At 66.7% G+C, this 19183-nt stretch carries 18 protein-coding genes; 7 read left to right on the top strand and 11 right to left on the bottom strand.

Annotated elements, in window-relative coordinates:
• Window positions 1–129: 129 nt before the first annotated feature.
• The gene (locus EPN51_RS22845; protein ID WP_293047194.1) at window positions 130–1413 is read left to right on the top strand and encodes an enolase; all 1284 of its coding nucleotides are present in this window, start codon (window positions 130–132) and stop codon (window positions 1411–1413) included.
• 11 nt (window positions 1414–1424) lie between these two features.
• On the opposite strand, the gene EPN51_RS22835 is transcribed toward EPN51_RS22845, so the two are convergent.
• From EPN51_RS22835 to EPN51_RS22810, 6 genes are all read right to left on the bottom strand, one after another.
• Complete coding sequence (locus tag EPN51_RS22835; RefSeq protein WP_366509470.1) at window positions 1425–4289, bottom strand: DUF2232 domain-containing protein; 2865 nt, start codon at window positions 4287–4289, stop codon at window positions 1425–1427.
• A 67-nt stretch (window positions 4290–4356) separates the two neighbouring features.
• Complete coding sequence (locus tag EPN51_RS22830; RefSeq protein ID WP_293047294.1) at window positions 4357–7155, bottom strand: RND family transporter; 2799 nt, start codon at window positions 7153–7155, stop codon at window positions 4357–4359.
• Between the two features lie 59 nt (window positions 7156–7214).
• Window positions 7215–7658 (bottom strand): MmpS family transport accessory protein, encoded by a 444-nt coding sequence (locus EPN51_RS22825; RefSeq protein WP_293047192.1) that lies wholly within the window; start codon window positions 7656–7658, stop codon window positions 7215–7217.
• Window positions 7659–7797: 139 nt separating this feature from the next.
• Window positions 7798–8223, bottom strand: coding sequence for a hypothetical protein (locus EPN51_RS22820; protein ID WP_293047190.1), 426 nt, complete (start codon window positions 8221–8223; stop codon window positions 7798–7800).
• A gap of 73 nt (window positions 8224–8296) precedes the next feature.
• On the bottom strand, window positions 8297–8482 hold the full coding sequence (locus EPN51_RS22815) for a hypothetical protein (protein WP_293047188.1): 186 nt from the start codon (window positions 8480–8482) through the stop codon (window positions 8297–8299).
• 302 nt (window positions 8483–8784) lie between these two features.
• Window positions 8785–9108 carry a multidrug efflux SMR transporter gene (locus tag EPN51_RS22810; protein WP_293047292.1) on the bottom strand — a complete coding sequence of 108 codons (324 nt, stop codon included), beginning with the start codon at window positions 9106–9108 and terminating at the stop codon, window positions 8785–8787.
• Between the two features lie 88 nt (window positions 9109–9196).
• Between EPN51_RS22810 and EPN51_RS22805 the strand changes: the two genes are divergently transcribed.
• From EPN51_RS22805 to EPN51_RS22785, 5 genes are all read left to right on the top strand, one after another.
• A complete protein-coding gene (locus tag EPN51_RS22805; RefSeq protein WP_293047186.1) occupies window positions 9197–10117 on the top strand; it encodes an alpha/beta fold hydrolase in 921 nt (306 codons plus the stop codon).
• Window positions 10114–10554 carry a DoxX family protein gene (locus tag EPN51_RS22800; RefSeq protein ID WP_293047184.1) on the top strand — a complete coding sequence of 147 codons (441 nt, stop codon included), beginning with the start codon at window positions 10114–10116 and terminating at the stop codon, window positions 10552–10554. Before EPN51_RS22805 ends, EPN51_RS22800 begins: the two co-directional genes overlap by 4 nt.
• Before the next feature lie 61 nt (window positions 10555–10615).
• On the top strand, window positions 10616–11413 hold the full coding sequence (locus EPN51_RS22795; protein WP_293047182.1) for an SDR family NAD(P)-dependent oxidoreductase: 798 nt from the start codon (window positions 10616–10618) through the stop codon (window positions 11411–11413).
• A 4-nt stretch (window positions 11414–11417) separates the two neighbouring features.
• Window positions 11418–12383 (top strand): phosphotransferase family protein, encoded by a 966-nt coding sequence (locus EPN51_RS22790; RefSeq protein WP_293047180.1) that lies wholly within the window; start codon window positions 11418–11420, stop codon window positions 12381–12383.
• A 480-nt stretch (window positions 12384–12863) separates the two neighbouring features.
• Window positions 12864–13499 (top strand): MspA family porin, encoded by a 636-nt coding sequence (locus EPN51_RS22785; RefSeq protein ID WP_293047290.1) that lies wholly within the window; start codon window positions 12864–12866, stop codon window positions 13497–13499.
• Here the strand turns inward: EPN51_RS22785 and EPN51_RS22780 are convergent.
• The 4 genes from EPN51_RS22780 to EPN51_RS22765 are packed head-to-tail and all read right to left on the bottom strand — an operon-like array spanning window position 13496 to window position 17958.
• Window positions 13496–14791, bottom strand: a complete 1296-nt coding sequence (locus EPN51_RS22780) for an acyl-CoA dehydrogenase family protein (RefSeq protein WP_293047178.1) — start codon at window positions 14789–14791, stop codon at window positions 13496–13498. The two genes, EPN51_RS22785 and EPN51_RS22780, sit on opposite strands and share 4 nt — an antisense overlap.
• Before the next feature lie 25 nt (window positions 14792–14816).
• Window positions 14817–15956 carry a CaiB/BaiF CoA-transferase family protein gene (locus EPN51_RS22775; RefSeq protein WP_293047288.1) on the bottom strand — a complete coding sequence of 380 codons (1140 nt, stop codon included), beginning with the start codon at window positions 15954–15956 and terminating at the stop codon, window positions 14817–14819.
• A 14-nt stretch (window positions 15957–15970) separates the two neighbouring features.
• Window positions 15971–16753, bottom strand: a complete 783-nt coding sequence (locus EPN51_RS22770; protein ID WP_293047176.1) for an enoyl-CoA hydratase/isomerase family protein — start codon at window positions 16751–16753, stop codon at window positions 15971–15973.
• On the bottom strand, window positions 16750–17958 hold the full coding sequence (locus tag EPN51_RS22765; RefSeq protein ID WP_293047286.1) for an acetyl-CoA C-acetyltransferase: 1209 nt from the start codon (window positions 17956–17958) through the stop codon (window positions 16750–16752). The genes EPN51_RS22770 and EPN51_RS22765 overlap by 4 nt, the downstream gene beginning before the upstream one ends.
• A gap of 351 nt (window positions 17959–18309) precedes the next feature.
• Between EPN51_RS22765 and EPN51_RS22760 the strand changes: the two genes are divergently transcribed.
• Window positions 18310–18504, top strand: coding sequence for a ferredoxin (locus tag EPN51_RS22760; RefSeq protein ID WP_293047174.1), 195 nt, complete (start codon window positions 18310–18312; stop codon window positions 18502–18504).
• On the opposite strand, the gene EPN51_RS22755 is transcribed toward EPN51_RS22760, so the two are convergent.
• Window positions 18497–19171 carry a response regulator transcription factor gene (locus tag EPN51_RS22755; RefSeq protein ID WP_293047172.1) on the bottom strand — a complete coding sequence of 225 codons (675 nt, stop codon included), beginning with the start codon at window positions 19169–19171 and terminating at the stop codon, window positions 18497–18499. The two genes, EPN51_RS22760 and EPN51_RS22755, sit on opposite strands and share 8 nt — an antisense overlap.
• Window positions 19172–19183: the final 12 nt, after the last annotated feature.

Genomic DNA, 19183 nt, shown 5'->3' with positions numbered 1-19183 from the left:
ATGGTGTTGGTGTGACTCCCGGAGCCGTGCGGCTCCCGCTGTCTTCTTCTCAGCGATTTTTCAGCGGCCACTGGCTTACGCTGGCGTTCTCGAATAGACCTCAACATTTCTTATGGTTTCGGGAGGTTGATGATGAAGATCGCATCCGTCATCGCCCGCCAACTGCTGGACTGCAAGGCCCGGCCGCTGGTTGAGGTTGAAATCACCACTGACACCGGCCATGTTGGCCGCGGTGCGTCACCGACCGGCACTTCGGTCGGCACGCACGAGGCGTTCGTCTTGCGTGACGGAGACGAAAGCCACTACAACGGGCTCGGTGTGCATCGCGCCATCGCCGCCGTGACCGACGAAATCTCCCCCGTCCTGGTCGGCGCGGAGCTCGACGACCCACGGTCCCTCGACAGGATCATGATCGAACTCGACGGCACGTCGGACAAACACCGGCTTGGCGGCAATGCGATCTACTCCACGTCGGTCGCGCTGCTGCGCGCGGCGGCCGCGGCGGCGGGCATGCCCACCTACACCTACGTCGGTGCCCTGCTCGGGCTCAAACCCGCGACCACGGTCCCGGTGCCCAGCTTCAACATGATCAACGGTGGTCACTACGGGGATGTCTGCCAGACGTTCAGCGAGTTCCTCGTCGTGCCGTATCGGGCGGACTCCATCCAATCGGCGGTCGAAACGGGTGTGACTTTGTTCGAAGCGCTGGGCGAGGTGCTGGCCGCGCGGCTCGGCCGCGCGCCGATGCTGGCGTCGTCATACGGATACATCGCGCCGTCCAGTGACCCGCATGTCGTCATGGAGGTGCTGGCCGAGGCCGTCGAGCGCACCGGGTACGCCGACGTTGTCGCGTTCGCGCTCGACTGCGCGTCGAGCGAGGTGTACGACAAAGGCTCTGCGACCTACGCATTCAACGGCGCGCGGGTGGACGCGGAGGCGTTGATCGACTATGCGCGGGGACTGTCGCGGGAGTTTCCGATGGTGTTCATCGAGGACCTGCTCGACGGCGATGACTGGGCCGGATTCTCCAAAACGGTGCGGACCGTGAGCCGTTCGCTCATACTGGGCGACGATCTGATCGTCACCAACCGCGATCGTTTACAGCGGGCGGTCGAGACGTCGGCCGTAGACGGTTTCATCCTGAAGCCCAACCAGGTCGGGACCATCGCCGAGGCGCTGGACTGCTTCGAATACGCCACGCGGCACGCTATTCTGGCGATCCCGTCGGGCCGGGCGGGTGGTGTGATCGACGACGTAGTGATGGACCTGGCGGTGGGACTGGGAGCGCCGTTCCAGAAGAACGGTGCACCGCGGTCGGGTGAGCGCATCGAGAAGCTCAACTTCCTGCTGCGTGCGGCGGAAGGTATCCCGGACTGCGCGCTGGCGGACGTGCCGGCACTGGTGCGGTTCTGAGCACATCCGGATCAGCGGCCGGCGAACACCGCCAGCTCCATCGCCACGGCAGCCCCGCAGACCGCCGACACGATCGAAAGTGCAATCCAATCATTCAGTTTCGGGCGCGACGGCGCCGCCGAGATCTGGCCGGTGCCACCCCGGGCGGTGATCGCATCGCCCATCTCGTCGGCGCGGCGCAGCGTGACGGTGATGACCGCGACGACCAGGTCGGTCACGTCTGCCACCCGTCGCCGCACACGGGCCCTGCGGGTCCGCGGTGTGTGTTTGGGCCGCAACCGGCGAGCGGCTTGGAGCACCCGAAATTCGTCGATCAGCATCGGGAAGGTGCGCAGTGCGAGCCCCAAGGCGGCCGACCAGTCGTCGATCGGGATCCGCAATAGTCGCAGCCGGCGACCCAACGCGGCCACCGCGGGCGCGATTTCGGCGACATTGGTGGTCCACGACACCATCGCGCCGAGGCCGAGCAACACGACCGACATCGTGGTGACGCGCAGGAAGTCCAACAGACCGCCGACGCCGATGGAGACGGTGCCCACGTGGATCACCGGACTCCCGCCGGCAAATGTCGTAGTGAGACCGACGATGGCCAGCAGGATCCATAGCCAGCGCGGTACCGACGGCAGCACGCCTCGGGGAATATGTGCTACCCACACTCCCGCCAGCATCAGCGCGGCCGCCAGTCCGATCGCCACCCATCCTGGGTACACCGCCAACAACACCGAAATACCAAAAACGGTAATCAGTTTGGTGCCGGCCCACAGCTCGTGTATGGCGGATCGTCCGGGCACCGGGCGCAGCATGACAACGGGGCGAGGTGGGCGGCGGGTCGGGCGCTTCGCCGGCGAGGTCGCAGTCACACCATCCTCGGGGGTCGCTGCCAACGCCGGTTCCAGCAGACCGTCGCGCAGGTGCAGGATGCGCGGGCACAGCTCTTCCAGCCCGGCGAAGTCATGCGAAATGACCACCACGGTCAGGCCCGTGTCCCGGCGCCGGTCCGCGAGCAGCTGAACAAGGCCGCGCTGGCTGGCGGCGTCCAGCCCCGCCAGTGGCTCGTCGAGGATCAATACCCGCGGCGACCGCGCCAGCAACCCGGCCAGGACCACGCGGCGCATCTGGCCGCCGCTGAGCTGGTCGATGCGCCGCTTCGCCAGCGCGGCATCCAAGCCGACGACCGCCAGCGCCGCGGTCACCCGGGCGTGATCGTTAGGTGAAAAGCCACCCGCAGAAGCCACTTCCAGGTCTACCCGGCTGCGCATCAATTGCAGCCGGGCCGCCTGGAACTTGAGTGCGACCACGCCGACCTGCTCAGCGACGGGGCGCCCGTCAAGCAGACAGGTACCGGTGGTCGGCTTCGTCAATCCGGCCATGATCCACGCCAGCGTCGACTTTCCGGAGCCGTTGCCGCCGTGGATCAGCAGCCCGTCGCCCTCATACACCCTGAAGCTGACATCGCGGAGCGCGGTGTTCGCCCAGGGGGTGCCACTGGCGTATTCGTGGCCGACACCTACGAGTTCGAGCACCGGCGCGTGGGAATGGTCGCCTGCCGCGACCGTCGGCGTCGGCGCGGCCGCGGTCTCGACCATCGCGGTGTTGTCCAGCGAAGCGCTGAGGTTGATCGTGCGGTCGGCGGCTTCGGCCTCGTCGTTGTAGTGGGTGACGTGCACCAGGGTGGTGCCGTACCGGTCGGTCAGACCGGACAGCACGGCCAGCAGTGCGTCCCGGCCCTTCTGGTCGACCATGGCGGTGACCTCGTCGGCGATGATCAGCGACGGTTCCCGCGCCAGCGCCGCGGCCACCGACAGTCGCTGCAGTTCACCGCCGGACAGGCCACCGGTGTCGCGTTCGGCGAGGCCGTCGAGGCCGACCTCACCAAGCAGCCGGTCGACGTCCGTGGTCTTGCCGGGGGGCAGCCCCCAGACCACATCGTCGGCGACCCGCGTGCCCAGCACCTGGCTTTCCGAGTGCTGCATCACGATCGCGGTGCCACCGACCTGACCGAGCCCCACCGCACCGGGGCGTTCAACAGTGCCCGATGTCGGTTCGCGGCCGGTCAGGATCAGCATCAGTGTGGTTTTCCCGGAGCCGTTGGCGCCGGTGACCGCGACGTATTCGCCTGCCCGCACGTCAAGGCTGACCGCACGCAGCGCATCATGGTCGGCCTGCGGGTAGCGGAAGCGCACCTCGTCCAGCCGCACCGGCACCGGTCCGATCGGCCCGCTTTCGGTCAGCGCGTCCAGTTTGTGCACATCGGGAACGCCGCGGAGCCGCTGCAGCACCCGCGACAGCGCCCACCAACCGATCACCGATGCGACCGTGATCGCAATGGCGGCGTATCCGAGGACGAGCCACTGCCAGTAATTCAACGCTTCGGCGAACAACCGCTTGAACTCCTGCGCCGGCGCCTGCAGGTGCGGCACCCGCGCCATGACTGCCGCGACTCCGTCCGCGGTGGCGGTGATCGCGCCGAACACCAGCTTCCGGAACCGCACCAGGACGGTCAGCGCGATGACCACCGCGGCACCGACGGTGACACCGGCGACAAAGGACACGGCGATCACGGTCGGCGTGCCGCGGTTGCGGCGTTTCACGATTCCAGCCAGCCCGCCGACATAGGCGCAGAGCAGGACCGTCATGAAACCGCTCAAGCCGACTACCAGGAAGCCGATCACACCGGCGGCGACCGCCGCGGTGATCAGCACGCGGACCTGGTAGCGATAGGCGAGCAGGCCCATCGGCACGGCGCCCAGCAATCCCAGGCCCCCTGCATGCGGCAGGGCGACCGCAATGATCGCGATCGCCGCGCACAGGGCGCCCATCACCGATGCCTGCGCCAGTTCACTGGGTCGCAGGGATCCACCCCGCAGTTTCGGCATCGCCGCGCCTGGCCCCCTCACGACACGATTATGCCCGTCGGCGGCGATGCTCTCTCTCATCAGATCTTCAGGTAGCCCTTGTCAGCGGGAATTTGTGTGGCGGCAAGGGGCGGGAACGCACCAGCGTCGGCCACCAGAACCACGGCCCGAGGATGCGCAGGATGCACGGCACGACGAACGAACGCACGATCAGCGTGTCGAGCAGCAGGCCGATGCACACGGTGGAACCCACCTGACCGATGGTGCGCAGATCGCTGGTGAGCATGGCCAGCATGGTGAACGCGAACACCAAACCCGCGGACGTCACGACCCCACCCGTGCTACCGAGCGCCCGGATGAGGCCCGTGTGCAACCCGGCGTGCAGCTCCTCCTTGACACGGACGATCAACAGGAGGTTGTAGTCCGAACCCACCGCCACCAGGATGATGAACGTCAGCGGCAACACCAGCCAGTGCAGGGGCAGGCCGATCAGGTGCTGCCAGACCAGGATGGAAAGCCCGAATGCCCCCGCGTACGAGAAGGCCACCGTGCCGGGAATCACCAAGGCGGCCATCAGACTTCGGGTCAGGAACAGCATGATCAGGAAGATCAGCACGAAGGCGGCGATCGCCACGATCAGCAGATCGGATGCCGCATATTCCTTGATGTCCTTGTCGTTCGACCCCGAGCCACCGATGTAGACCCTCGCACCGGCCAACGACGTCTCTTTCAGGATCGTGGTGATCGCCCCGGGGAACCTTTCGACATGTTCCACGCCTTCGGGGCCCATGGCGTTCCCCTCGTGGGTGACGATGAAGCGAGCGGCCTTGCCGTCCGGCGACATCAGGAGCTGCATGCCCGTCTTGACGTCGTCGTTGTCGAAACCTTCGCGGGGGATGTAGAAGAAGTCATCGCTGCGGGACCGGTCGAAGTCCAGGCCCACGTTGATCAGGTCGTCGAACGTCTGGTCGGTCTGCGTGGACTGCAGGGAAGACTGGCCGTAGGTACCGACCAAAAGAGCGGCCAGGGCCTCCGAGTCGTCGGCCGTGAGTTTCAGCTGCGTGATGATTTGCGGCAAGGTCTTGTCGATCACCTCGAGGGACGTCACGGCGTCCGTGATGTCGTCGGCCATCTTGTCGAGGCCGTCGACCGCCTCGAACAACGACCGGAATGCCCAGCACACGGGAATATCGAAACAGTGCTTTTCCCAATAGAAATAGCTGCGGATCGGTCGGAAGAAATCTTCGAGATTCGACAGATCCGTCCTCAACTCATCGGTGACCTTTTGCATGTCCTCCATGGTGAGGACCGTCTTATGCATCTCATCCGACATCCTTTGAAAGAAGCCGATCTCTTTTCGCAAGACCGCGACGGTGTGCTCCGTGATCTGTGCCTGCTGGTCCGTATTGGCGTTTTGCTGCTTGTTGAACGGGAGCTGTTGACCGTTCCCACTGCCCTGCGTGGTGAACAAATAGGGCAGGGTGGCATGTTCCAGTGGCCGACCCAAAGGCCTGGTGATGCTCTGCACCATGGCGACGCCGGGAAGGCGAATGAGACTCTTGGCCACCCGGTCCAATGAGATGAAATCCGCGGAGTTCCGCATGTCATGATCCGTCTCGATCATCAGCATCTCGGAAAACAATTTGCTCTTCGGGAAATGCCGATCCGCCGCCGCGAAACCCTGATTGGCGGGGGCATTGTGCGGTTGGTAGGAGCGGTCGTCGTAGTTCTGCCGGTAGGTCGGCACGAAGACCGCCCCGAGTACGACGGCGGTGGCGCTGGCCGCGAGGATCGGCACCGGCCAGCGCACCACGCTTGCCCCGATCCGCCGATACAGATGCGCCTTGGCGGCCCGTCTCGGGTCGAAGAGTCCCAGCAGGCTGCCCACGGTCAAGATGGCCGGGCCGAGCGTCAACGCCGCGGCGATCGTGAACAGCATGGCGATGCCGACCGCCGGCCCCATGGTGTGGAAGTAGTTGAGTCGCGCAAAGGTCAAGCAGTAACAGGCCCCCGCGATCGTCAGCCCCGAGCCGATGATGATGGGCGTGACACCCTTGTACGCGATGTAGAAAGCGTCCTCCCTGCTTTCGCCGGCCTGTCGCGCCTCGTGATAGCGCCCCATCAGGAAGATGCCGTAATCCGTCCCCGCCCCCAGGGTCAGCGCGACAACGATATTGACGGCGAAGGACGAGAGCTCGATATACCCGAAATGCCCGAGGGTGGAGATGACCCCCTTCGCGACCAGCATCTCGATCAGAACTCCGAGCAGGGGCACCAGCAGGTTGCTGATGGAGCGGTACACCAGCAGCAACATCCCGACGATGAGGAAGATCGTCACGATTGTGATGTCGTTCAAGCTGGAATTCGCGATGGCCAGGGTGTCCGAGGCGAGCGGCGCGGCGCCGCTGACATAGACCTTGAGCCCGGGCGGCGGCGAGACCTTGGCGGCGATGTCCCGAACGGCGTTGACGGACTCGTTCGCCTGCATCTGGCCGATGTCGCCCGCGAGACGCAACAGCACGTACGCGGCCTTGCCGTCGACGCTCTGCGCCCCCGCCGCGGTGATCGGCTTCCCCCACAGATCCATCACGTACTGCACGTGCGTGCGGTCTTGCTTGAGCCGGCGCACCAAGTCGTCGTAGTACCGATGGTCCGCGTCGCCCAACGGCCGGTTCGCTTCCAGCACGAGCATGGTCAGGTTGGTCGAATCGGACTCGTGGAACTTCTCGCCGATGTGCAGCAACGCCCGCTGCGACGGCGCATAGTGCGGGACCATCGGCCCGGCGAGTTCTTCTGCAACCCGCTCGACCTGCGGCATGAAGGTGGTCGTCGACACGGCGAGGAGGGCCCAGAAGGCGATGATCGGTATTGCCAGGACGCGGACCATCCTGGGAACGAAGGGCCGTTTCGGCCGATGCTCGCGCAGGGGCTCGTCGAGAGGCTCGCTCATGCGGACTTCACCCTGCACATGACGTGCGCATCCCCGTGGGTATCGGACTGTTCGTCACGAACAACGCCATTCACCAGCATCCGGCAGCCGACGTGACCGCCATGGACCTGCGCCGAGACGCTGCCGGACACCACGGTGAGCGTCGTCGTCTCGGTGTGGGACCACGGCAGCGCCGTCAGATCGACCTGATGCGGGTGTCCGTCGATGTCCAGGTAGACGAGCATCCCGCTGCCGCCGATGGACCCGAACACCTCGTAGGTGAGGTATTTGGGAGTGGATTGCTCGGGGGCCGCCGGGCCGTTGACCGTGATGACCGGCGGGGGAGCGGAGAACTGGTGCACCTTCCACATGCCGACCGCACCCAACGTGAGCGCGACGACCGCGACCAGCGGCATCCAGGCTCGCGCCAAGAGAGTCCTGCCCACTGAACGAGGGCTCACCCGACCACCTTTGCCGAACCCCGTCCGGACATCGCCTTCTCGCCCCCGCTCCCGGCCTCACGCCAACGCAAATAGTAGACGCTCATGTGCCCAATGGACAGTGCCTACCCACCCGCCCGCGCCGGACGCCTGGCCTGCGTCACCCGGAATTCTGCAGGCGCCGTTTCAGCCGTGCGTGGCGGAGCAGCTGTGTCGTGAAGTTCAGGGAGGCCAGCATGGGAAATACCCCGAGAAATGTCCGCTCGGAAGGTGTGGCTCCGTGCAAGTGGTAAAGGCTGCCGAACACATAGAAGCAGCCCACCGAGAACAAAGCGCCGGGGATGCAGAACGCCATCGGCGAGCTACGGTCCGTCAATATGCGCTTCGCATAAGAGAATTCGTCTTCCGACATCGGTTGGCGTTTACGTACTTTGGCGACAACCACTTTGGCACTCCGGATTTCCTCGCCTATCGGAGTGGTCTCTCGATCGCCCAGCCGTTTTACGAATACGGCAGCAACGGAGGCGAACACCAGCACCAGCGCGAGAAAAATTACGGTCAGAAGGCCATATAAACTTGAACTCATTCTCCAGTCCTTGCTCGGGCGTCGGACTCACGAAAACTCTGGGAGAACGCTACCGCAATCATTGCGTCGAGGCTCAGCGCTTTCCGGAGTCCCGGCCCTTGATCACGTCGCGGATGACCAGCCCCAACAGGACGAGCAGCGCTAGCGGCACGAGCACTTTGAAGATGATGGACGCGTGGCTGTACAGCAAGCCATAGGCGATCCCACCGATCAGCACCATGGCGAGCAGGATGCCGCGATTGATCTTGTCCGTACTCATTCGGCAAACCTCACTTCTCGATGGGCCTTGCGGTGCTTGCGATTTCGGCTCACGGCGAACCAGAGCGGACGGCCATCGCCAGCGCAACGCCGGCGTCACCTTCAGCCAGGCCAAGTCGTCGTGCTTCTCGTGGTCGGCGGGAGGGGTGATCACCGGCCCGGTGGAGGCCACATTGACCCCGGCCGGTTGCCGACGAACGCACTGACCGCGGCGTAGGGACCGGTTCCGTGATCGTTGGCCGACTGATTCATCATTTCATCGACGCTTCCTACCACGGGTCGTGGGGTCTCCGGCTACGGCGCTCAATGGGCGCCAGTCAAGTTCAGCGTGACCACACCGGCGATGATCAGACCGACGCCGACGACCTTGGTCAGCGATATCGACGAACCCAGGAACAACACGGCGATCAACACGATGAGGGCCGTACCGATGGCCGACCACAGCGCGTAGGCGACTTCGGTCTGCATACCGCGCGAAATCGACACCGCCAGCAGCGCGAAGGAGATGGCGTAACCGATCAGGCAAACCACGGTCGGCCACAGTCGGGAGAAACCCTCGGTGCTCCTGAGCAGGCTGGTCGCCACCACCTCCGCGAAGATCGCGCCGAGCAGATACAGGTAGGTCAACATGCCCGACAACGCTAGCCGCGGGCGAGCCGGACCTGACAGACTGATCACCCTGGTGCGGCGGCGAGTCGGAAAGGAGTTGTGTGCGATGGCCTTTCCCGCTCACGTGTTGCGCCTCGACGTCAGCGACGTGGTCGGTGAGCGGGCATCGCTGGCGGCGACGTATTACCCCGCGCGCACCAGCGCTGCGGCCGCCGTGCTCGTCTGCTTGCCGGGCGGCACCTACAGCCGCGAGTACTGGGACCTCAACATTGCCGGCCACGACGGGTACAGCTTCGCCGACTTCGCCACCGAGGACGGCTACGCCGTCGTGACGATCGATCCCTTGGGCACCGGCGAAAGCTCGCAACCGGCTCGTGATTTCGATTTCACCGACATCGGCGCCGCGCTGGCCCGCGCCGTCGCCGGGCTGCCGGACACCATCGGCATCCACGCGCCGCCGGTGGCCGTGGCGCATTCGCTGGGCGGATACCTCGCCATCACCCAGCAAGCGCTGTTCGGTGGTTACGCCGGCATGGCGATTCTCGGGTGCACCCATCAACACGTCGCGCCGTTGAACCTGGACGCGGCGTTCCTCGCGCGCGCCGCGACCCCGCAAGGCCGCGCCGAGCTCGCCGGGGAGATCCTTTCCGCGCTTCCGGAGCCGTATTTCGAGGGCCCCCGCGAGCACCTGCAGAGCTGGTTTCACCTTGCCGACGTTCCCGCCGACGTCGTCGCGGCCGACTCCGTCACCGCCAAGTCGGTCGTGCCGCGCGTGTTCGGCACGGCGATGATCCCCGGCGTGGTGGCCGAGCACGCGGCGCGGATCGACGTCCCGGTGCTCGTCGGCTTCGGCATCGTCGACGTCTCACCGGATCCCCGCGCCGAGGCGGGCCTGTACCGGAGTAGCCCCGACATCACCACCGTGGTTGTGGCCGACAGCGCGCACTGCCACAACATGGCGTCGAGCCGGCACCGCCTGTGGCGGCGACTGCTCGACTGGACCGCGACCGTAACGTGTCGAACGTGACGAAGGAGCTCGACCGCCGCCTGGCCCGGCACGCTCCCGCCGTGTTGAGCGTGTTTCGCCTGGTCTATGGTTTGCTGTTCGCCGCGTACGGGTCGAGGAGCCTTTTCGGTTGGCCGGTCCCCTCGCCGGTTTTCGTCGAGTTCGGATCGTGGCCCGGTTGGTATGCCGGATTGTTCGAGATCGTCGCGGGCCTGCTCATCGCGGTCGGATTGTTCACCCGCGCCGCCGCGTTCATCGCCTCGGGGCAGATGGCGGTCGCCTACTTCTGGATGCATCAACCCCAGGCGCTGTGGCCGGTCGCCGATCCACCGTCGGGCAACGGCGGAGCGCTGTCGATCCTGTTCTGCTTCGCGTTCTTCCTGCTCGTCTTCACCGGCGGGGGCAGCCTCTCGATCGACGCGCTACGCCGGATGAGGCTTCCCCTCGACCGGCGATAATGGCATTCTCTGATACGGAGAAGCCGTTTCCAGCGGTGGGCGGCTCCGGAGGAGGTCGACGATGAGCGCTGCACGGTGCGACGGGATGGTGGCTCTCGTCACCGGAAGCAGCCGGGGCCTGGGCAAGGCAATCGCCGCGCGGCTCGCCGAACGCGGAGCCACCGTGGCGCTGACCGCCCGCACGATGGACCCCGACCCCAAATACCATGGGTCGCTGCGCCAGACGCGCGAGGAGATCGTGGCCGCCGGCGGGAAAGCCATTGCGGTCCAAGCGGATCTGTCCCAATCCGAAGACAGGGAACGGCTTTTCGCCGAGGTGGCCGGCGCCGTCGGCGCACCGGACATCCTGGTGAACAACGCCGCCGTGACCTTCCTGCGGCCCCTGGACGGGTTTCCCGAACGGCGGGCCCGCCTGATGATGGAGATGCACGTCCTCGGCCCGCTGCACCTGTGCCAGTTGGCGATCCCCGCGATGCGCGAGCGCGGGCGCGGCTGGATCCTGAACCTCACCTCGGTGGGCGGCGACCTGCCGCCCGGGCCGCCCTTCTCCGAGTTCGACCGGACCGCGGGCTTCGGCATCTACGGGACGGCCAAAGCCGCGCTCAATCGGTTGACGAAAAGCCTTGCGGCCGAACTGTACGACGACGGGATCGCGGTGAACGCGGCCGCTCCGTCCAATCCCGTGGCCACACCCGGCGCCGGCACCCTCGATTTGGCCAAGACCGACACCGAAGACATCGCACTGATCACCGAAACGGCGTTCCGGTTGTGCACGGGTGATCCGAAGACCCTGACCGGGCGCATCGCGCACACCCAGCCCTTCCTCGCCGAAGTCGGCTGGACCGCGCCGGCGGGCTGACTGGATGAGCCGAGCCGAGCTCGATCTGAGCGAGCTGCGCAACCGCCTCGCCGGCGCGGGCGTCACCGCCGTCGCCGCGGTGTCCGGGGGCGCCTCCAGCCTGACGTTCGCGGGCGTCCTGGATGGCCGGCGCGTGGTGATCAAGGTCGCTCCACCGGGTGTCGAACCGGTCGCACATCGCGACGTGCTGCGCCAGGCCCGCATCCTCAAGGCGCTTGCCGCGACCAGCGTTCCGGTTCCCGATGTGCTCGCGGAGGACCCGGGGAATCCGCCGGGCACGCCCCCGCTGTATGTCATGTCGCACGTCGACGGCGACTGTGTCGAGCCCTTATTCGACGGGTGCCCGCCGACCCACTGGCTGCCCGACCGGTACCGGAACGCGTGCCGCGCCATGGCCGCGCTGCACCGCCTCTCACCAGCCGACCTCGGGCTGGGCTGTGAGCCGGTCGTCGATCCGGTCGCCGAAGTTCACCGGTGGTCCGACACCCTGCGCACCGTCGATCCGGCGCTGGCGCCCGGCTGGCCGGCGGTGCGCGACGCCCTATTGGATTGCGCGCCAGGCGCGATGGCGCCCCGCGTGGTGCACGGTGACTTCCGGTTGGGTAACCTGCTCGCCACCGGGTCGCACGTCAACGCGATCATCGATTGGGAGATCTGGTCGATCGGCGATCCGCGCATCGATGCCGGCTGGTTCCTGATCAACTGCGACCCGGAAACCTACCGGAGGGTCCCGGAGCCGGAGGTGATGGCGCCGCCGACCGCCGAACTCACCGAGGTCTACCGGCGCGAGTTGGGTTGCGAGGTCACCGATTTGGCCTGGTTCACCGCGCTGGCGTGCTTCAAATCGGTGGCGACGTGGTCGCTGATCGTCAAGCACAACCGCCGGAGGAATTCGCCGCGAGCCGAATTGGAGGCCATGGCAGCCGCTTTGCCGAGATTGCTGGATCGGACACGGTCACGGCTGGATTAACGGCGTAGGTGGTCAGCTGCAATTGGCGTGGAGATTTTCGCACCACATACCGACACCACCCCAGTCGTCTGTTAGGCGGCTCTCATCGAGCGGATTCGTCAACGTTGCTGGGAACTGTATCTGCCATTCGTCGATCGTCGGGATGTCGGGCTGCTGGCCAGGATCCGGAGACGCGAGCGCTGTGCCGGTGCCGCCGGTCAAAGCTGCAAGGATCGTCGAACCCGCGACCAGTAGGCGAGCGCACCTGCGAAATATCATCGCCACCCTCTCCGCAATTCAGGCGAATACTGGAGATTGTCGAAACGCTAATGCCGATTCTACATTGCACAACAGTCACGAACGAACAACAAATTTGGTTTGCCGGCCAGCAAATTTCACGCGCCGAACCGGATCCTGCGTACCGTTTTGGCCGTGAGGCCGGTAGCCGTCGTCGTTCGTCGTGCCGTGGCTATCGCCGTTTGCCTCGCCACGTCGGTGATCATGGCGCCCTCGGCCGATTCCGAACCCCAGTTGGGTCCCGCGCCTCCCGATGCGGCGGCCCCGGGCGGGGGCGCGGTGCCCTCGAATCCCCCCGTGACAATCAACACCCCTGACGGCTGGACTCTGGGGCTGGGCGCACGGGACGAGATGCAGGTTCCGGTGGCACCGTTGACCACCGCGATCTCGTCGCGCGAATACATATCCAGCGGCATCTACGTCGGGTCACTCAGCGGATCCGAAGAGCCCCGCGGCGTCCTGGAAGTCGGCTACCAGATCGGCTGCGGGATCGATATGAGCACCTCCAACGGCGTGATCATGGAGGGTGGCGTCGGCGTCATCCCGGGTGTCACCCCGACGTTCGACACCACCGGCACGCTGCCGGCCCTGCTGCCGTTCGTTTCGACGCCCATCAACGGCGTGATGAGCGTGGGACTCAAGCCCGGCCTGGTGATCGTGGTGCCGGTGATCAAGAAGCAGTTCAAGGGTGCCAACCCCTGGGTGATGATCAGCAACTTCCACGTCAAGATCGACGGATGCGTGGGCCAGTCGTTCATCCGCTCCTACGCGGTGCTGACCCGGGTGACCGACCTGTCCGACGTGGTGCTGTCCTACGTCGGCGTCACGAAATCGGTCTAGCCGCGCGGGATACCCGCCAGCTTGTCGGCGAACTTCGCCTCCGCCGCCGCGCGCAGCCGCAGCAAATGCTCGGAGGGAAACAGGTCGGGCGCGGGCGCACGGTCCTTCAGCAACAGCCGGGCCAGCGTCACCTTGTGCACTTCGGTGGGACCGTCGGCCAACCCGAGCACGAACGACTCCACCAGGTATTGCACGAAGGGCATCTCGTGGGTGGTGCCCAACGACCCGTGCAGCTGAAGCGCCCGTGAGGACACGTCGTGCAGCACCTTCTGCATCATCGCCTTCACCGCCGAGATGTCGGCCCGAACGGCCTTGTAGTCGTTGAATTGGTCGATCTTCCAAGCGGTTTGCAGAGTCAGCAGCCGGAACGCCTCGACCTCCATCCACGAGTCGGCGACCATCTCCTGCACGAGTTGCTTGTTGGCCAGCACCTCGCCCTGGGTGTGGCGGGACACCGCCCGTTCGCAGATCATGTCGAAGATCCGGCGGACCAGGCCCACGGTGCGCATCGCGTGGTGAATGCGACCGCCGCCCAGGCGGGTCTGGGCGACCACGAACGCCCCACCGCGCGGGCCCAGCATGTGATCCGCCGGCACGCGGACGTTTTCGTAGCGGACATAACCCTCGCGTCCACCGCCCGTCGGCTGGTAGCCGAGTCCCACGTCGCGCAGCACGTTGATGCCGGGGGTGTCGCCCGGAACGACGAACATGGAGTAGCGCTCATAGGGCGCTGCCTCGGGATCGGTCATCGCCATCACGATGAGGAACGACGCCATGGAGGCAAACGACGAGAACCACTTCTCCCCGTTGATGACCCAGTGATCACCGTCTTGCACCGCGGTGGTGCGAAACACCTTCGGGTCGGCGCCGCCCTGCGGCTCGGTCATCGAGAAACAGGAAATGATGCGGTTGTCCAGCAGCGGCTCGAGGTAACGGGCCTTGAGCTCGGGTGTGCCGTAGTGCGCCAGGATTTCGCTGTTGCCGGAGTCGGGCGCCTGGGAGCCGAAGACGATCGGCGCGCACTCCGAGCGGCCCAGAATCTCGTTGAGCAGCGCCAGCTTCACCTGGCCGTACCCCGGACCGCCCAGGTGCTGACCGAGGTGGGTGGCCCACAGCCCGCGCTGTTTCACGATCTCCTGCAGCGGCGGGATCAGCGCCTGACGCACCGGGTCACCGAGATCGTGGGATTCCTTGACGATCAGGTCGATCGGCTCGCACTCTTCGCGGACGAAGTCTTCGACCCAGTCCAGCTGTTGCGCCCACTGCGGGTCGGTGGAGAAGTCCCACGACATACGCTATCCTCTCTAAAGTCGTTATCTACGAACTGCTTTGGGCCACCACGCCGGCGTCCTCGAGCGCGGTGACGGCGGTGGCGTCCAGTCCCATGTCGCGTAGCACTGCGCGCGTGTGATCGCCCGGTAGCGACGGTGACGCGGGCGTCGCCGGACGAGTTCGGGAGAAGCGTGGCGCCGGTGCGGGCTGGGTGATGCCGTCGAGCTCGACGAATGTCCGCCGCGCGACGTGGTGCGGATGCCGCGGTGCTTCGGTCAGCGAAAGCACCGGTGTTGCACAGCATCCCGGCGTGTCGAGGATCCGCTCCCACTCGTCGCGGCGCTTCTCGGCGAAACGGGCGGCCACCGAGGCGCGGTGCGCGGCCCAGGCGGCCGGCGCGTCATCGTCCTGGGGCACGGTGACGCCAAGGCGATCGCACAGTTCGGCGTAGAACTTCGGCTCCATGGCGCCGACGGCGATATGGCCGCCGTCGGCGGTGGCGTATGCGCCGTAGAAGTGCGCGCCGCCGTCGAGGAGATTGGCTTCGCGTTGGTCGCGCCAGGTACCCGCCGGGAGCATCCCGAAATAGGGTGCCAGCAGCGCCGCCACTCCGTCGACCATCGCGACGTCGAGCACCTGACCCACACCGGACTCGCGGGCCTCGAGGATCGCGCTGAGCAGGCCGACCGCCAAAAGCATTCCGCCGCCGCCGTAGTCGCCGATCAGATTCAGCGGCGGTACCGGTGATTCGGCGGTGCCGATGGCGTGCAGGGCGCCCGTGAGCGCAAGGTAGTTGATGTCATGACCGGCGTGGCCGGCCAGTGGTCCGTCTTGCCCGTAGCCGGTCATGCGGGCGTAGACCAGGCGAGTATTGCGCTCGGTCAGCGCGTCCGGCCCGATGCCCAGGCGTTCGGCCACCCCCGGGCGGTACACGTCGACGAAGGCGTCCGCGCCCGCGGCCAGACGGTGAACCAGGTCCCGGCCACGGGGATCCTTGACGTCCGCGGCGAGCGACCGCTGACTGCGCCGGACCGTGTAGTCGATCGGGAGCGGTCCGTCGACGCCGGTCAGGGCATCGACGCGGATAACTTCGGCACCCAAGTCGCCCAACAGTATTCCGCAAAACGGTGCCGGCCCCAGCCCGCCCATCATGACGATGCGGACGCCGCGCAGGGGTCCGGCCACTCCGGTCACTCCGGTCATGAAGACCACTTCTTGCGGCGCTGCGCCGCCTCGTCGGTCGCGTGGGAGATCACCTGGTTGCGGTTCTCCAGTTCCATCGCCGACGTCAGGCTCGGGGCGTCGGTGTTGACCTGCAGGGCGCGCTTGGTCAGTTGCGCACCGAGCGGGGCATGGCTTGCGACCAGCGAGGCCAACTCCACCGCGCGGTCGGCCAGCCGGTCCGGCTCGACGACCTCGCTGACCAGACCGCGCCGGTCGGCTTCGGTGGCCGGCACCGTGCGGCCGGTGAGCATCCAATCGGCGGCCACGCTGGTGCCGACGATGCGCGGCAGGTGATAGCTCATGCCCATCTCGGCACCCGAGAGCCCCAGCAGGATGGCGGCGTTGCCGAATGATGCGGCGGCCGAGCAGATTCGGATGTCCGCGGCCAGACACAGGGCGAGTCCAGCCCCGACACAGGGCCCGTTGACGGCGGCGATGACGGGCTGCGGCAAGGCGCGCACCGCCCCGGCGAGGGCGGCCATCCTCTCCTGGAAGCGCATCCGGTCCAGCGCAGGCGCGCCGGCCTCGAGCATCGAGGGCCCGAAGTCGCGCACGTCGATGCCGGCGCAGAACCCGCGTCCGGCACCGGTCAGCACGACGGCGCGCACCGCGGCGTCGACGGCCAAATCGCCGAATACTTGGCGCAATTCGGCCTGCATCGCCTCGTTGATGGCGTTGAGCCGCTGCGGGCGGTTCAGCCGCAGCACCGCGACACCGTCGCAGGGCCGGTCGAGCTCGAGGGTGCTCGGCATGGTCATACCCGCTCGATGATCGTTGCGGTGCCCATCCCGCCGCCCGTGCACATGGTTACCAGTCCCGTTGTCAGATCACGGCGTTCAAGTTCGTCGAGCACGGTGCCGATCAGCATGGCGCCGGTGGCGCCGATCGGGTGTCCGAGGGCAATCGCGCCGCCGTTGACGTTGACCACGTCGGGATCGATGTCGAGATCGCGCATCGTCTTGAGCGGGACGGCGGCGAAGGCCTCGTTGATCTCCCAGAGGTCGATGTCGGCCACCGTCATGCCCGCGCGTCGCAGGCATCGCTGAGCCGCGGGGCCGGGCGCGGTGAGCATGATGATCGGTTCGCTGCCGATGGCCGCGGTGGCCCGGATCTGCGCGCGTGGGGTTACCCGGTGGGTGTGCATCCAGTTGGAGGAGGCCAGTAGCACGGCCGCCGCGCCGTCGACCACGCCGGAGGAATTGCCCGCGTGGTGCACGTGATCGATGTGGTCGATGCCCGGATAACGCTCGAGGCATATCTGGTCGAATGTGCGTTGCTCGCCGTCGGCGCACGTCGCTCCCATCGCCTCGAAGGCCGGCTTGAGGCGGGACAGCGTCTCGGCGGTGGTGCCCGGGCGGGGATGCTCGTCGCGTTCCACCCGGCCGTGCGGCGTCGGCACGTCGACGAGGGAGCGATCGAAGCGGCGCTCCTCGATGGCCGCGGCGGCGCGGCTCTGGCTCAGTGCGGCGTAGGCGTCGACGGCCTCGCGGCCGAACCCCTCCAGGGTGGCGATCAGATCGGCCGAAATACCCTGCGGGACAGTGGGATACATGGCGCGAAGGTCGGGGTTGTTGCCGTCGATCGTCGGGACTCCCGCCGTGACGCCCCACCGCGACATCGACTCGACGCCGCCGGCGATCACCAAATCCTCGGTGCCGGCGGCAATGCCCGCCGCCGCAACGGTGACGGCCTGCTGGCCCGAGCCGCAGAACCGGCTCAACGTCATCCCGGGAACGGTCTCCGGCCAGCCGGCCAACAACACCGTCAAGCGAGCGATGTCGTCGCCATGGTCCCCGCTGAGGATGCCGTTGCCGGCGATCACGTCATCGACGTCGACCGGATCGAAGTCGATCCGCTCGGCCAGCGCGGTGAGGCAGCGGGCGAGCAGGGCCTGTGGGTGAACGGCGTGCAGTCCGCCGTCGGGGCGGCCTCGCCCGCGGGGCGTGCGTACCGCGTCGAGAATCCAGGCGTCGATGATGGACTCCGATCGTCAGGGGCCACGCGGGACCCGGCACAGGTCACCAGCGATCGTAATTCGTCTCTCGGCAGCGAAGAACTACCTTCTCTAAAATAGCGAAGCTGTTCTCGCTTGGGGGGTGGGCGCGGGACGGTTGCTGCACCGCGGTGACGACGTGAGCCACCATGGCTGGCAGCGGGGCGCCGAGCCGGCCGGGCGCATCGGAGCCGGGTATGTCCTGGCGATGCCCGAGGCCGGACTGAAAACGCCGCATCGACCTGCTGCTGGCCCGGGCAGGCCAAATCTGGCGCAGCGGGGCCGCCCGGCCGGGGGCGGCCGGCGCCGATACTGGCGCTCATGCACATCACCGTCGACTACAACCTGTGCGAGGGGCACGGGCAGTGCCTACTGGCCGCTCCCGACGTCTTCGACATTCCCGACGGCGCCGAACAAGTGGTGGTGCTCGAGCCGGACCCGCCCGAAGCCGACCGTGAAGCGGTGATTCGGGCAGCCGCAATGTGTCCCGCGCAAGCGATCCGAATCCTCAACTGATGCGGCCGGTTTCGGCGACATCGTCGAGCAACCGGTAGCGTCCGGCCAGCGCGGCAGCGGCGATGCGGTTGCCGACCCCGAGTTTGTGCAGCAGCGCGGCCACCATGCGTTTGGCGGTGCGCTCCGACACCAGCATCCGCTGGGCGATGTCGCCGGTCTCCATGCCGGTCGCGAGCAGGGTCCATAGCTGGAGATCCTGGGCGCTGAGGTTGTCCAGCAGCTCGGACGGCGGCTTGCGGGTGTTGCTCAGCAGCGCATCGAGCAGCGCACTGTCGATGACGCGCAGGCCCTCCGCGATCGTCCATAGTGGCCCCGCCAGCGCCTCGGGCCGCGCGGTCTTGGGCAGAAAGCCGTCGGCGCCGGCCCGCAACGCCTCTTCGGCCAGCGCCAGGTCGTCGGTCCCCGACAGCGCCAGGATCCGGGTTTTCGGGTGGCGCGCCTTGATGTGCCGGATGGCGGCGACGCCGCCCAGCGGGGGCATCGACAGGTCGATGATCGCGACATCGGCGGCGCAGCGGGCCACCAGGTCGGCGGCCTCTTCGACGTACGTCGTCTGGCCGCCGACGGTGAACAGTTCGCCCCATTCGCGGGTGAGCAACAGGGCCAGGCCCTGCGCGAACAGCTCATGGTCGTCCACGATCACCACGACATACGGCGAGCGAGTCATTGCCGCGATGCT

The sequence above is a fragment of the Mycobacterium sp. genome, from assembly GCF_004298145.1.
GTDB lineage: Bacteria > Actinomycetota > Actinomycetes > Mycobacteriales > Mycobacteriaceae > Mycobacterium.
The sequence above is the reverse complement of the archived record's forward strand: the minus strand, read 5'-3'. Positions and strand labels throughout refer to the sequence as shown.

Bases quoted from the DNA above. Each gene is read 5' to 3' on its own strand.
- EPN51_RS22845 (WP_293047194.1), top strand. From the start codon at position 130: ATGATGAAGATCGCATCCGTCATCGCCCGCCAACTGCTGGACTGCAAG.
- EPN51_RS22835 (WP_366509470.1), bottom strand. From the start codon at position 4,289: ATGCCGAAACTGCGGGGTGGATCCCTGCGACCCAGTGAACTGGCGCAG.
- EPN51_RS22830 (WP_293047294.1), bottom strand. From the start codon at position 7,155: ATGGTCCGCGTCCTGGCAATACCGATCATCGCCTTCTGGGCCCTCCTC.
- EPN51_RS22820 (WP_293047190.1), bottom strand. From the start codon at position 8,223: ATGAGTTCAAGTTTATATGGCCTTCTGACCGTAATTTTTCTCGCGCTG.
- EPN51_RS22815 (WP_293047188.1), bottom strand. From the start codon at position 8,482: ATGAGTACGGACAAGATCAATCGCGGCATCCTGCTCGCCATGGTGCTG.
- EPN51_RS22805 (WP_293047186.1), top strand. From the start codon at position 9,197: ATGGCCTTTCCCGCTCACGTGTTGCGCCTCGACGTCAGCGACGTGGTC.
- EPN51_RS22795 (WP_293047182.1), top strand. From the start codon at position 10,616: ATGAGCGCTGCACGGTGCGACGGGATGGTGGCTCTCGTCACCGGAAGC.
- EPN51_RS22790 (WP_293047180.1), top strand. From the start codon at position 11,418: ATGAGCCGAGCCGAGCTCGATCTGAGCGAGCTGCGCAACCGCCTCGCC.
- EPN51_RS22785 (WP_293047290.1), top strand. From the start codon at position 12,864: ATGGCGCCCTCGGCCGATTCCGAACCCCAGTTGGGTCCCGCGCCTCCC.
- EPN51_RS22780 (WP_293047178.1), bottom strand. From the start codon at position 14,791: ATGTCGTGGGACTTCTCCACCGACCCGCAGTGGGCGCAACAGCTGGAC.
- EPN51_RS22770 (WP_293047176.1), bottom strand. From the start codon at position 16,753: ATGACCATGCCGAGCACCCTCGAGCTCGACCGGCCCTGCGACGGTGTC.
- EPN51_RS22760 (WP_293047174.1), top strand. From the start codon at position 18,310: ATGCACATCACCGTCGACTACAACCTGTGCGAGGGGCACGGGCAGTGC.
- EPN51_RS22755 (WP_293047172.1), bottom strand. From the start codon at position 19,171: ATGACTCGCTCGCCGTATGTCGTGGTGATCGTGGACGACCATGAGCTG.